Origin of the sequence: Rhizobium sp. CB3060, from assembly GCF_025200735.1 — a bacterium.
Classification (GTDB): domain Bacteria; phylum Pseudomonadota; class Alphaproteobacteria; order Rhizobiales; family Rhizobiaceae; genus Rhizobium.
The window spans coordinates 619713-633404 of sequence record NZ_CP104159.1 but is presented as its reverse complement, the minus strand read 5'-3'; the positions used below and the strand labels follow the sequence as shown (position 1 = coordinate 633404).

Genomic DNA, 13692 nt, shown 5'->3' with positions numbered 1-13692 from the left:
CCGTTATGCCCAACCGATCCTTCGGCCCTCCGGGCAACGACTACTGATCTTCAACAGCCTCCGACTGTTTGACGGATCGTTGCAACGGGCGTGCCAAATGAAGGATTTCCTAATAATTTATTGATATAAAAGCAGATTTTATGAAGGTCGGTAGCTAGATCTCCAAATCTGTGCGGCAATCCGCACAGATCGAATTGCGATACGCGCGAAATCATGCACAATGTCATGATGCTGCAGCGGCCAACCATGGAACGATTTTCGACGCCAGAGCAGCTAGGCCGGCGCTCTCGCCGTGTCTGGTTGGTCTTTACGGCTTTCTGCGCGATCCTCATCGCAGCCGCGCTCTATGGCGCCGGCGTTTACGGCCGCATGACCGCAATCGAGGCATTGCAGGTCCAGGGTCGCACCGACGCGAACCTGAAGGTCGCACTGCTGAGAGCCGTCCTCGAACGGCCCCGCGCCTTGCCGCTTCTCCTCGCGGACGACCAGCAGGTGCGCGACGCACTTGCGGCGGCCAAAGGCGATGCCGTTACCACGCTCGACCGTAAGCTCGAAAGCCTCGTCTCCGGTACCAAGGCCTCGGTGCTCTACGTCACCGGCAAGGACGGTGTCGCGATCGCATCGAGCAACTGGCGCGAACCACTGAGCTTCGTCGGCAATGATTATTCCTTCCGTGATTATTTCCGGCGGGCGATGGAGGCGGGAACGGCGGAGCATTTCGCGCTCGGCAATGTCAGCAACCGCCCCGGGCTTTACATTTCCCGCCGCGTCGGCGACGCGGAGAACGCGCTGGGTGTCGTGGTGGTCAAGATGGAATTCGACCAGCTCGAAGCCGATTGGCGGGAAGCCGGCCGTCCGGCCTATGTCACCGACGAGCATGGGGTCGTGCTGATCACCAGCGTTCCCTCCTGGCGCTTCATGACGGCATCGCCGCTGCCTGCTGAAAACCTCGCCGCCATCCGCAAGAGCCTGCAATTCGGCGATGCGTCGCTGACACCTCTGCCGATCGCCCGCCCCGAAGCGATCGGTCCGGATGTCTCGATCGTGCGCGCGGTCCTACCGGGAAGCAGCGCTGCGGAATATCTGCGGCTGAGAACAGCAATCCCCTCGACGCCCTGGCAGTTGGACTATCTCGTCCCGACGGATCAGGCAATTTCTTCCACGGTCCGCGAAACGCGCTTCCTCGTCCTGACTGTGCTGGTGCCGATCCTGGCGATCGCCGCCTTCCTGCTAAGGCGCCGCCACGTATCCGTGATGCAGATCGCCATCAGCAGGGTCGCTCGCGAGGAGCTGGAACGGCGCGTATTGGAGCGCACCGAAGATCTCAGCCGCGCCCGGGATCGGCTCGAAGCGGAAATTGCCGATCACCGCACGACGGAGGCGAAGCTGCAGGTCGTGCAGCAGGATCTGGTACAGGCCAATCGCCTAGCAATCCTCGGCCAGGTCGCCGCCGGCGTCGCCCATGAGATCAACCAGCCGGTCGCGACCATTCGCGCCTATGCCGACAATGCCCATATCTTCCTGGAGCGACAGCAGATCGCGCCGGTAAAGGAAAATCTTACTTCCATAGCGGCCCTGACCGAACGGATCGGCACGATTACCGAAGAGTTGAAGGCATTTGCCCGCAAGGGACGAACCGCGCCGGAACCGGTGGAACTGAGGAGCGTCATCGAAGGCGCCGTGATCCTGCTCAGAAGCCGCTTTGCCGGCCGGCTCGATGCGCTGGCGATCGATCCTCCGCCCGCCGGATTGGCGGTCATCGGCACACGCGTTCGGCTCGAGCAGGTGCTGATCAATCTCTTCCAAAACGCGCTCGAAGCGCTGGAAGGGCGCGAACAGCCGAAAGTCGAGGTTTCGGTGCAGGAAACGACCGACGGCATTGCTGTCATCGTCTCTGACAACGGCCCCGGTATTCCGCCGGCGATCCTCCATTCGCTGTTCACGCCGTTCAATACATCGAAGGAAAAGGGCCTCGGCCTCGGTCTTGTTATCTCCAAGGACATCGTCGCCGACTATGGCGGCCGCATCGAGGTTGAAAGCGGCGAGAACGGCACCCGTTTCACCATTCATTTGCGCAGGGCAATTTCATGAGCGACGTTTCCGCGGTCTTTCTAATCGACGACGACAGGGACCTGCTGAAAGCGACGAAGCAGACGCTAGAACTCGCCGGCTTTTCCGTTTCCGCCTTCTCCACCGCGGCCGATGCGCTCGGCGCGCTGGAGGCCGGTTTTGCCGGCGTGATCGTCTCCGATATCCGCATGCCGCAGATGGATGGACAGCAGCTATTCAGTCGCGTCAAAGAGCAGGATGCCGACCTGCCGGTCATCCTGGTCACCGGCCATGGCGATATTCCGATGGCGGTCAAGGCGATCCAGGACGGCGCCTATGACTTCATCACGAAGCCCTTCGCCACCGACCGGTTGGTACAAAGCGTGCGGCGGGCGGCGGAAAAGCGCCGGCTCGTTCTGGAAAACCGCGCGCTCCGCATTGCGGCCGAACAGGCACAGGGCGATCTGCCGTTGATTGGCCAGACCCCTGCGATGGAGCGGCTGCGTCATACGCTGCGGCAGATCGCGGATACGGATGTCGATGTGCTGGTGACCGGCGAGACCGGCAGCGGCAAGGAGGTGGTCGCAAGCCTCTTGCATCGCTGGAGCCGGCGCGCCAAGGGCAATTTCGTGGCGCTCAATTGCGGCGCGCTGCCGGAGACCGTCATCGAAAGCGAGCTTTTCGGCCACGAGCCCGGCGCCTTTACCGGCGCGCAGAAGAAGCGCATCGGCCGCATCGAGCATTCAAGCGCCGGCACGCTGTTTCTCGATGAGATTGAAAGCATGCCGCCGGCAATACAGGTACAGATGCTGCGTGTGCTGGAAATGCGGGAAGTGACCCCGCTCGGCACCAACGAGGTGCGTCCTGTCGACCTCCGCGTGGTGGCGGCCGCGAAGGTCGATCTCGGCGACCCGCGCCAACGCGGCGACTTCCGTGAGGATCTCTATTACCGCCTCAACGTCGTCACCATATCCATCCCGCCGCTGCGCGACCGGCGCGATGATATCCCCCTGCTCTTCGGCTATTTCGCGGATCGCGCCGCCAGCCGCTTCAAGCGCGAAGTGCCCGCCATGTCCGCCGCTATTCGCCATCATTTGCAGAGCCACGATTGGCCGGGCAATGTTCGAGAGCTTTCGCATTTCGCGGAGCGTTTCGTTCTAGGTCTGGAATCGGCGGCGGAGCCGAAGGCAAGCGAAATCGTCTCCGCAGATAACACATTGCCCCTGCCCGCCCGCATCGAGCGCTATGAGGCCGAGCTGATCCGCGAGACCCTCGCTCAAAACGGCGGCGATGTCCGCCGTACGATCGAGGCCCTCGGCATCCCGCGGAAGACTTTCTACGACAAGCTCCAGCGCCATGGCATTGTTCGGGGAGATTTTGCAGGCTTCGATGGTGACGACCGACGACCACGCGTGGGTGATTAGAGCATGTCTTCGGCCCTGCGACAAAACCGCCATGCCGGGGCGCCGATCAAAGCGATCAGGAACTGATCTTCTACCCAAACGTTACCGACCCTATGGCCAACAGATATGAGAGTTGTGCCGTGGTCGATGATCAGCATCTCGCTCAGAAAGACAACCAGACCGAACCTCGGATTGAACGTGTCCATCCCGGCAACGATCACCAGACTGACCGGGCGGAGAAAAAGCGTCCGTCATTCGTCCGCAGGCATCCCCTTTGGATCCTGCTTGGCCTGATTGTTGTCGCTGCCCTTGCCGCCGCCACGTGGTTCGCCTGGCAGATCTATTTCCAGCCTTATGAATCGACCGACGACGCCTTCATCGACGCTCGCAGCTTCTCGCTTGCCATGAAGGTTTCCGGCTATGTCACCGATGTTCCCGTGACCGACAATCAGCATGTTCAGGCTGGCGATGTCATCCTGAAGATCGATCCGCGCGATTACCAGATCACCCTCGACCAAGCCAACGGACAGGTAAATGTTGCGGCCGCCGCGCTCCAAAGCGCCGGTGCCCAGATCGACGCCGCAGGCGCCGCGATCGATGTCGCAAAGGCCCAGCAGAACTCGGCAGCGGCGGCGCTGCAATATGCACAGCAGGAGGCCGCACGCCAGCAGCAACTGGTCAAAAGCGGTTCCGGCAGCGTGCAGGCAGTGCAGCAGGCGACCTCCAACCTGCAGCAGAGCCAGGCGAGCCTTGCACAGGCCGAGGCAAACATAACCTCGGCGCAGAAGAACAAGGCGGTTGCCGAAGCCCAGAGGGCGAGTTCTGCCGCGAGTTTGAGCCAAGCGCGGGCTCAGGCCGAAGAGGCGCAGCAGAACCTCAAATATACGACGATCGTCGCGGCCCAACGCGGCCGTGTCGTCCGCCTCACTGGTGCCAAAGGGCAATACATCGAAGCCGGACAGGCCATCTCGATGTTCGTTCCCGACGAAATCTGGATCACCGCGAATTTCAAGGAGACGCAGTTGACCGACATGCGGCCGGGGCAGCCGGTGGATGTGACGATCGATGCCTATCCGGATCACAAGCTGCACGGCAAGGTCGCATCGGTTCAGCCCGGCTCCGGCACGGCGTTCTCCCTGCTTCCCGCCGAGAACGCGACCGGCAACTATGTGAAGGTCACACAGCGCGTGCCGGTGAAGATTGTCGTCGACAATTGGCCGGCGGATCTCTCGATCGGCCCTGGCATGTCCGTGGTCCCCACGGTCACCGTCCGGCCGAGGCGCTGACATGAGCGGCGCAAACACAACCGCTGGCAGAGCGACCACCCCCGCCGCGGGCGCCACCAATCCATGGCTGATCGCGGTCGTGGTCTCGCTTGCGACCTTCATGGAAGTCCTGGACACGACGATCGCCAATGTGGCGCTGCGCTATATTTCGGGCGGCCTTGCAGTCAGCGCGGACGAGGCTTCCTGGGTGGTTACGACCTATCTCGTTTCCAACGCAACCATTTTGGTCGCCAGCAGCTTCATCGCCGAACGATATGGCAGACGTCGCTTCTATCTCTCTTGCCTCGCGATCTTCACGATCGCCTCCGTTCTCTGCGGACTGGCGTGGAATCTCCAATCGCTTCTCATCTTCCGCGTCATCCAGGGATTTGCCGGCGGCGGCATGGTGCCGACGTCGCAGGCGATCCTCGCCGATTCATTTCCGCCGGCAAAACGCGGCCAGGCATTTGCGATGTTCGGCGTTGCGGTCGTGGTGGCGCCAGTGATCGGCCCCACGCTCGGCGGCTATCTCTCGGATAATTATTCATGGCACTGGTGTTTCCTGATCAACGGCCCGGTGGGCGTCTTTGCCTTCATCCTCGTCTATTTTCTGGTGGAGCGATCGCAGGAAATGCGCCGAAAACGGCAGGAGCTCCGCAGGCAAGGCATCCGCTTCGATCTTGTCGGCTTCCTGCTTGTGGCAACATTTCTCGGTTCGCTCGAACTCGTTCTCGATCGCGGTCAGACGGAAGATTGGTTCGATTCAAATTTCATCATCGCTATAACGGCGCTTTGTGTGTTGGCCTTTGCACTGGCGATCCCCTGGGTGCTGACGAAATCGAACCCGATCATTGATGGACGGCTGCTTGGAACCCGGCAGTTCGGATCCTGTTTCATCGTCATGATGGCAACCGGCGCGATCCTGATCGCGACGACGCAATTCCTTCCGCAGGTCCTGCAGCAGGATTATGGATACACCGCCACCTGGGCCGGCCTCGCGCTATCGCCGGGCGGTCTCGTCACCATGGTCATGATGTTCGTCGCGGGTCGCCTGACCACGGTGGTCCAGCCGAAATACATGATCGCCACCGGTGCATTGATCATTGCAGGGTCGATGTGGTGGCTGACGCGGCTCAATCCCAACCTCAATTTTGCGTTCTTCGTCTGGTCGCGGCTTTATATCGGATTGGGCCTGCCGTTGATCTTCATCGCGATCACCTCAGCCTCTTATTACGGCCTGCGGCCGGACCAGACCAATCAGGCCTCCGCCATGATCAACGCGGCGCGCAATATCGGCGGCTCGATCGGTGTCTGCATTGCCTTGAACGTTCTGGCACATCGCGAGCAATGGCACCAAAGCCGGCTCGTCGAACACATAGTCCCATCCGCCCCAGCCTACCAGGAGACCCTCCAGACCATGACGCGCTACTTTGCGCAGAAAGGCGCGACCATGGCCGACGCGCAATCGCAGGCGACAGCATGGATCGGACAACAGGTTCAGATGCAATCGAGCTATCTCGCCTATATCGACGTTTTTTACGTGCTGACTCTCATCGCCCTCTCGGCAATCCCACTTGCCCTGATCCTCAGCAATATCGACCTTGGAAAAGGCGGCGGTGGAATGCACTGAAGGCTCAAGGCATCTTGCGTTGAACCGGTTATGAATTACCGAAGGCAGCGGATGTTCGCTTCGGGGCCGAGAATATGGGAGAGAACAGGTAGCTGAGCCTTTTCGAGGTAGTGGCTGTGATGTGGTCGGCATCCTTATAGAGCGGCATGCCGTCTTGTGTCGCGTCGCAATGCCCATCGTGGCAGATCGCAGGCAGCGGGTCGACTATAGCCGCGCCGTATTTGGCCGCTAGACCAGCCAGAATAGCGCGCGACAATGCCTGCCGTTTCGCAACGTAACTCCACGGCGGGGCAACCTCCGTCGATGTCTTGGTCATCACAGCCTTGGCGACGGCTTCCGGCATGTACCGGCCCATTTCCGGCACGTCCATGACCAGCACAACCTTGGTTCCCTGCTGCGTCAGCTCCGCCACCAGCCTGTCGAGGGATGCCGTGACTGGTGCGGACTTGTCCTCTAATGGCGGCGGCACCGATGGGTCGAAGTAGACGCCCTCATGCGGCAACTCGGCATCATGCACATATTTCGGCCAGTAGGCGATCAGGAATACCAGCGGAATATGCTTCGATCTAACGAGATCACGGACGGCTGCATTGAACTCGCCGCACCGCTTCACATCACCGCGAGCCGGAAGCTGCGCATCCGGCAATGGCGGACATGACGCATGTCCCGCAAACAGACCGGAAACGCCAGCCTGTTTCGCCGCCTCGTCAATCGCCGGAGACATAGCTCCGGAATGCGAATCTCCCCAAACAAGGAAGGAAGGAGAGGCCGATCCGTCAGCGCCGAGCGGACAAAGTTTTCCCGCGCGTATGTCTGATAGAGACGGGCCGGTCGTATCGGAGTCGGCAAAACATGGCGGTGCGCCGTAACGGCTGATGTCATATGTTGCGGCGTAGACCTTCTGTACATCGGCCGGGAGGCGGCTCGGCGCACCATTGTCGCGAATGACGTAGCTACCGAATCCGACCACCGCGACCATGACCACTGCTGCGGCCGCGAATAAGGGCCTTCGACCCAAACGACTGCCACGACCGCGAAAAGGCTGCTCGATGAACCGCCACGAAAATGCGGCGAGAGCGAGCGAGACGACGACGATCAAGCCACTCTGGACCGGGGAAAGCTCGCGGCCAAAGATTTCGCGTGTGAAGACGATGATCGGCCAATGCCAGAGATAGAGGGAATAGGAAACCAGGCCGACGAACACTAGCGGCCTCGCCCGCAGCGCTCGTCCGGCCAATCCATGTTCCGCTCCAGCATAGATCACCAGGGCCGCACCGAGGCAGGGCAGCAAAGCGGCAGGGCCGGGAAATAGAGTATGATCGGTGAAACCGAAGACGGCGATGGCGATCAGGATTACGCCGAGGGCCGCAAGGCTCTCCCGCACCACAGGCCGGGCCGGTCTCGGTATCACATGGAAAGCCAGCAAAGCGCCGATCAGCAATTCCCAGGCGCGGAACTGCAAAAGGTAGAATGCCGCCGCAGGCGTGCGGAAGACCGTCCAGGCACTCGCCGCGAACGAGGCGATCAACAGGCCAAGCAGAATGGGCACCGTATAGCGCCGCGCAAATCGGTTGACCGCCAACAGCAGCAGCGGAAACAGGATGTAGAACTGCTCTTCGACTGCCAGCGACCAGGTGTGCAGCAGCGGTTTCAACTGCGCGCCGATGTCGAAATAACCGCTCTCCTTCTCGAACTGAATGTTCGAGGTGAACAATGCGGCGGCCTTTACACTGCGGGCGAAATATTCCAGCTCGACCGGCATCAGAAGCAACCATGCCGCTATGGACGAGGCTGCAAGGACGGCAAAGAGCGCCGGAAAAATTCGCCGTATTCGCCTCTCGTAGAAACGCACGATGCTGAAATCGTCGCGAGCAACCTCACCCGAGATCAGCGAAGCCATCAGGAACCCGGAGATGACGAAGAAAACATCGACGCCGACGAAACCGCCGCTGAACCCCGGAATGCCCGCGTGATACAGCACGACTGGCAGGATCGCCAGCGCGCGAAGCCCGTCGATATCGGCGCGATATTTTAAATGGCCTGGAATAGGCTGGCGCACGAACTCCGGAACAGGAGAATCACGCAGTACTATGAGATTCAATCTTATTCTCCGAAGGCCACGAGGGTTCTGCGTCTGGCGTGGCCAAGCTGTTATCGCGGCGAGCTGACGTTAAACTGAAAACTCACCGCAGCGACTTAGGTTCAGCCCATATTCGTCTTGTTCGGTCGCTTAGCTGAGGTTTGGTGGATTTCAGCGGGTTGTAAGGAAGACCTAATAGCTCTCGATAAGCTGGGGTCGGCGAGGAGTGTGAAGAGCTGATATGACCAACATTACACTCCGCAACGTGGTCAAACGTGTGGCGCTTCTTAACCTCGGCTATTTCTGTGTCGAGTTTGTGGTCGCGCTGTCCATCGGTTCGGTATCGCTCTTTGCCGACAGCGTCGATTTCCTCGAAGACGCGTCGGTTAATCTCCTGATCCTGATGGCACTAGGCTGGAGCGCCCGCAATCGCGCCCGCGTTGGCATGGCTCTTGCCGCGATCCTGCTCGTTCCCGGGCTGGCGACCATCTGGACCGCCTGGAAGAAATTCATGATGCCGGTTGCGCCGGAACCACTGCCCCTATCGCTGGCGGGCCTCGGCGCGCTCGCCATCAATCTTTCCTGCGCCATGATGCTGGCCCGTTTTCGCGCGCATGGCGGCAGCCTAACCCGGGCAGCGTTTTTATCGGCTCGCAACGACACGCTCGCCAATGTCGCCATCATTGCGGCAGGTCTCGTGACCGCATTTCTCTGGAATTCCGCCTGGCCGGACCTGATCGTCGGCATCGCCATCGCCACCATGAACGCCGATGCGGCGCGTGAGGTATGGACGGCGGCCAGGGGCGAACATAGTGCCGCCGCCTGAGATGCCCTGCTGTCGCCGCTTCGGTGGGATGCTAGGCTTGCACGCCTGACGTGCGGGCCATGCTCGGCTGGGATGCCAATTGCGCGGCCATGTCAGCCGTTCGATCTAGGACCGTCATTGCCTGTGAGATGAGCTCATCAAGCGCATCGGCACTCTCACAAGCCCGCACGATCAACGGCGCACTCAGGCATATCCTCAAGGCACTGGCGGGCATATCGCCGAAATCGGCGCAGCGAACGGGCTGACCGAGACGCACCGGTATAAGGCCGTTCTGCTCAACGGCAAGGTTCTTGTATACCGCGGCCATCTCCGTCGCCGTCAGGATGCCGTCCTGATGGGGATTGCGCAGATAGAATGAGAAGATCGAAGGTATTTCATCCCAGCCCGGGGCGTGCGAGTCGCCGCACAGGCTCTTCCGGTCTATCGGTCGGCTATCGAGCAGTTCGAAGGCCCTATCGTGCTTCAGCCGCTCTCCGACCGCCTCTGCAAAAGCGTTCAGCACCGAAATCACCTTTTGCTCAGGCATGCCAACGAAGCGCTCCAGTTCCAACAGCGCCGCCTTCCATCGCAGCAAGAGGCCGAAATTGGCGTGATCTGGCAACGCGTCCCGGGCCACCCAGCCTTCCGGCCAATCCGCTTTCGCGCAATAATCGGCAAAAGCCGGAGACAAAGGCCGCTGTTTCAAGCGATCCGACATCCGAGGCGGACACAGCAGCGCCCCGCTGAAAATCGGACCGGCCAGGAATTTGGAGCCGGTGACGGCCACAAGGAAATCATGGGCCAGATAGGCACGGATCGTTGCCCCGGAGACGCGAAACTGGCAGGCGTCGATCATGATATCGAGCATGGCGCCGAAGCGCGCTTTCAGGCGAAAGACCGTTTCGAGGCCTGGCGCCAGCAGGCTGGTCTTGGAAACATCCGTGACGACCAAAAGGCATCTGAGTTCAGCCGCGCGGGCAAGCTCGATCAACCCCCTCAATTCCAATTCTATCTCTTCTTCGCTCCGCAACGTGCCATCCGGATTGCGCACCGCGACCGTCGTATTTCGCGTGGCATGTCCCGGGCTTAGTTCCTCACCCTTGGCGACGGGCCTATTACTGCTGACGCGGCTCATGAAGTGGCGCCCGGCTGCCGCGGTCATCACCCCGCTCCCGGTCTCGTTGCCCATCAGCGTGATGGTCATCAAGGTTCGATCGTCCTGGCGCGCCAGCAGCTCCGCAGCGAAAAGATGGATATCGGTGCCTGACGTCGCCATGACGGCATCCACCCGCGAAGGCCCTGAGCCTTGATCGAGGCCAAGCAGATGCAGCAGTTTCGTCCGCATCCGCGCGATCTCCCGCGCGTAGATGTCGGCCGCAGGCCGCGTTTCCATCTCCCGCAAAAGATCAGCATAATAAGCGCCGACCGCCGCGAAAGCCGGTGCGGAAATGGTCGATGCCGTCGAGGAGCCGAAGGCCAGATCCTGCGGTCGGGGCGATGGCCCGTAACCATACATGTTGAGACCGGTTGCAGCGTCGCACTCCAATCTCTCGTCCCCACCGGAAATCAGGCAGGTGAGAAGCGCATCCTTGTCCTTGCCGGACGGCTTTAACGGCGCGCCTGCGGTCTCAGCCATTTTGCCGTTCGAGGCAAGGCCGGGGGCGTAGTCGTCAAAGGTCTTCAGCATGCGGAAACATTCCTCTCACAGTCCTGAGATCGAAACGCGTCAAGCGCCGCGATCTGCACGAGGCCCGCAGGATGATTTCGGGCACGGAACATTAGGACAAATAAGATGGAGCGAAGCTGACTTGCCGATGGGACGCAGATGGCGGCACCAACGATTGCTCGATATTTTCCGCACGAATGGGTCATCCGGCAAGCGCAGGCGCGGCCCCTCTACGGCGAAAAGCTCATTGAGCTCATGACAACATCGAGAATCGATCAACTCTCCCTGCTGTTGCCGAAGCTCCAAACGAAAAAGCCTGCCGCGGGAGGAGGTGCGGCAGGCTTTCGAAAAGAACCGAACAGTAGCTGGGAGGAGGAGTGCTACTGTTCCCGCAGACGACCTTGGGAGGAGGATAAGGGCGCCTACATCACGAAGGGATGCGGGAGGAGGTGCATCGCTTCGATAACCAAGATCATATCGCAGATTTGCTCAGTTCATAGGCATTTCTTTGCAGGGCAGGCATGCGTTGTGCGAAAAGCGGGATGCTCCATTAGCATCGACTTACATTGAAAATGCGGAAAACCGCCGACAGCGTGCGCAAAACAAAAGCGCCCGCTCGGGAGGAAGCAGGCGCTGACGAAAAGTCGAAGTTATGGCGTTTATGAGCCGTTAGCGAGCAACCGCACCGCGAGCGATGTTGCGGATGTCGCCGCGGCCGATACCGAGGTCATCCAGTTCGCGCGTGGACATACGGCCCAGTTCGGCGACCGTTTGACGATACTTGCGCCAGTTGTTGAAAGAGCGTGCTACGTTCATGATGATCCCCTTTCTTCGGGCATTCGAAGCCGAGCTGCCGTCCGTGGCGCTCCCCTTTGCTTCGATGAGAGGTATATAATACGGCACCCTCGGTTATTGCAGCGCCAAGGCTTCACTGCACCCATGCAAGTAGCGCATGGGTCTGAAGGCGGCCCATTCTGTCACTTCAAATTCTCTCTCCGGACCAGGCCAACCGAAACATCTTTAGGGTTGACCTTTGTCAGCCCATTAGCATTCTTGCCGGTGAGCAACCGGCAAGAATTGCAGGCGCGCGTTGCTCAGACAATCAATGGCGCAAAAATAATTCGCTGCACGTGTCGTAATCTCACGCGGCCGTTCGTCATAATCGGGAAAGCGCCAAGCGGTTCACCGTTCCAGGCAATTCGATTGCCCTTCTGAATTCAAACTCAAGGCAGCACCATGACGACCGAAAGCCAGACTTTTGCCGATGTGGAACAGGATATTCCCACCGTGGAAGACCATAGTGCCCGCAACAAACTCGTTATAGCCCTGCTGCTGGTGTCGGCTTTTGTCGTCATTCTCAACGAAACCATCATGGGTGTTGCGCTCCCCCATCTGATGGCGGATCTCGATATCACCGCGAGTGCCGCTCAGTGGTTGACCACGGCCTTCATGCTGACCATGGCCGTCGTCATCCCGATCACCGGATACCTGCTGCAACGGCTCAACACCCGGCCAGTATTCATTCTCGCCATGTCGCTCTTCAGCGCCGGTACGCTGATCTCGGCGCTGGCGCCGGGTTTCGCGGCGCTTGTTCTCGGGCGGATCGTGCAAGCCTCGGGCACGGCGATCATGATGCCACTGCTGATGACGACAGTGATGACCTTGGTGCCGCCGGACTCCCGCGGCAGGACCATGGGTAATATCTCGGTCGTCATTTCCGTGGCGCCGGCCATCGGGCCCACCATTTCCGGCCTCATCCTTTCGGCGCTCGAATGGCGCTGGCTGTTCCTCCTGGTCTTGCCGATCGCGTTGGGCGCATTGACGCTTGGCGCCTTGCGGATGAAGAACGTGACGGTTCCAACCACCGCGCCGATCGATATCTTTTCGATCATCCTCTCAGCCATCGGTTTCGGCGGTTTCGTCTACGGCCTCAGCGGGCTCGGCGACGCAGCACTTCGCGCGCCCGTGGTGTCGCCATGGATTCCGCTCCTGACCGGCGCTGTCGTCATCGCGGTTTTCGTATTGCGTCAGTTGCATTTGCAGAAACAGAATAGAGCGCTGCTCGATCTGCGCACCTTGACCACAAAGACCTTCACGATCGCCGCCGCCATGATGGCCATTCTGATGATGTCGATGTTCGGCGTCTTCATCCTGCTGCCCATCTATCTGCAAAACGTGCTGGGATTGTCGACGCTGCAAACCGGACTGCTGTTGCTGCCTGGCGGGCTGATCATGGGCCTTTGCGCACCGACCGTCGGGCGCCTGTTCGATAAATACGGTCCAGCACCGTTGATCATTCCGGGGGCCATCATGCTCAGCATGGTGATGGGCGGACTGGTCTTCATTCAGCAGGATACGCCGTTTTGGATGCTGTTGATCGCCCATATCGTGCTCAGCATCGGTCTTGCGCTGATGTTCACGCCGCTATTCACCGTCAGCCTGGGATCGCTACCGCCGAACCTCTATTCGCATGGCAGCGCCATGCTCGGTGCGACCCAGCAAGTCGCCGGTGCCGCCGGCACCGCGCTGTTCGTCGCGATCATGACGCTCCGGTCCACCAGCCTCTCCGCTAGCGGCGCCAGTATCCTTACGGCAACGACTGGCGGCATTAAGGCGGCATTTCTCTGTGGGACGATCATCTCGCTGGGAGCGATCGCGGCGGCCTTGTTCATCAGAAAGCCAAAACACGGGCCGGAGGTGGGCCACCACCACTAGAGACATTTAACGCTGCGGAAGCTCGGTCATCTCGATACTGCGATTTGCTGGTGACAGGGCGGTCTTTCTCTGCGAAAAA

At 60.2% G+C, this 13692-nt stretch carries 9 protein-coding genes; 6 read left to right on the top strand and 3 right to left on the bottom strand.

Features of this window, described 5'->3' with window-relative positions; genetic code table 11:
* The first annotated feature begins 213 nt into the window (after positions 1–213).
* The 4 genes from N2601_RS22305 to N2601_RS22290 all read left to right on the top strand — a co-directional run bounded on the left by N2601_RS22305 (position 214) and on the right by N2601_RS22290 (position 6347).
* Positions 214–2091 (top strand): sensor histidine kinase, encoded by a 1878-nt coding sequence (locus N2601_RS22305; RefSeq protein WP_104826505.1) that lies wholly within the window; start codon positions 214–216, stop codon positions 2089–2091.
* Positions 2088–3473 carry a sigma-54-dependent transcriptional regulator gene (locus N2601_RS22300; RefSeq protein ID WP_104826504.1) on the top strand — a complete coding sequence of 462 codons (1386 nt, stop codon included), beginning with the start codon at positions 2088–2090 and terminating at the stop codon, positions 3471–3473. Before N2601_RS22305 ends, N2601_RS22300 begins: the two co-directional genes overlap by 4 nt.
* Positions 3474–3565: 92 nt before the next feature.
* Positions 3566–4738: an HlyD family secretion protein gene (locus N2601_RS22295; protein ID WP_445945029.1), complete on the top strand. Its 1173-nt coding sequence runs from the start codon at positions 3566–3568 to the stop codon at positions 4736–4738.
* Position 4739: 1 nt separating this feature from the next.
* Positions 4740–6347: a DHA2 family efflux MFS transporter permease subunit gene (locus tag N2601_RS22290; RefSeq protein WP_260304941.1), complete on the top strand. Its 1608-nt coding sequence runs from the start codon at positions 4740–4742 to the stop codon at positions 6345–6347.
* Between the two features lie 28 nt (positions 6348–6375).
* Here N2601_RS22290 and N2601_RS22285 read toward each other — a convergent pair whose 3' ends face one another.
* Complete coding sequence (locus N2601_RS22285; protein ID WP_245464170.1) at positions 6376–8448, bottom strand: acyltransferase family protein; 2073 nt, start codon at positions 8446–8448, stop codon at positions 6376–6378.
* Between the two features lie 220 nt (positions 8449–8668).
* Between N2601_RS22285 and N2601_RS22280 the strand changes: the two genes are divergently transcribed.
* Positions 8669–9253, top strand: a complete 585-nt coding sequence (locus N2601_RS22280; RefSeq protein WP_104826501.1) for a cation transporter — start codon at positions 8669–8671, stop codon at positions 9251–9253.
* 31 nt (positions 9254–9284) lie between these two features.
* Here the strand turns inward: N2601_RS22280 and N2601_RS22275 are convergent, their stop codons facing one another.
* Positions 9285–10919, bottom strand: coding sequence for a hypothetical protein (locus N2601_RS22275; protein WP_104826500.1), 1635 nt, complete (start codon positions 10917–10919; stop codon positions 9285–9287).
* Between the two features lie 648 nt (positions 10920–11567).
* Positions 11568–11714 carry a DUF1127 domain-containing protein gene (locus N2601_RS22270; RefSeq protein ID WP_104826498.1) on the bottom strand — a complete coding sequence of 49 codons (147 nt, stop codon included), beginning with the start codon at positions 11712–11714 and terminating at the stop codon, positions 11568–11570.
* Between the two features lie 420 nt (positions 11715–12134).
* Here N2601_RS22270 and N2601_RS22265 point away from each other — a divergent pair, with 420 nt between their 5' ends.
* Entirely contained in the window at positions 12135–13613 is a 1479-nt protein-coding gene (locus N2601_RS22265) for a DHA2 family efflux MFS transporter permease subunit (protein WP_260304940.1), read from the top strand.
* Positions 13614–13692: the final 79 nt, after the last annotated feature.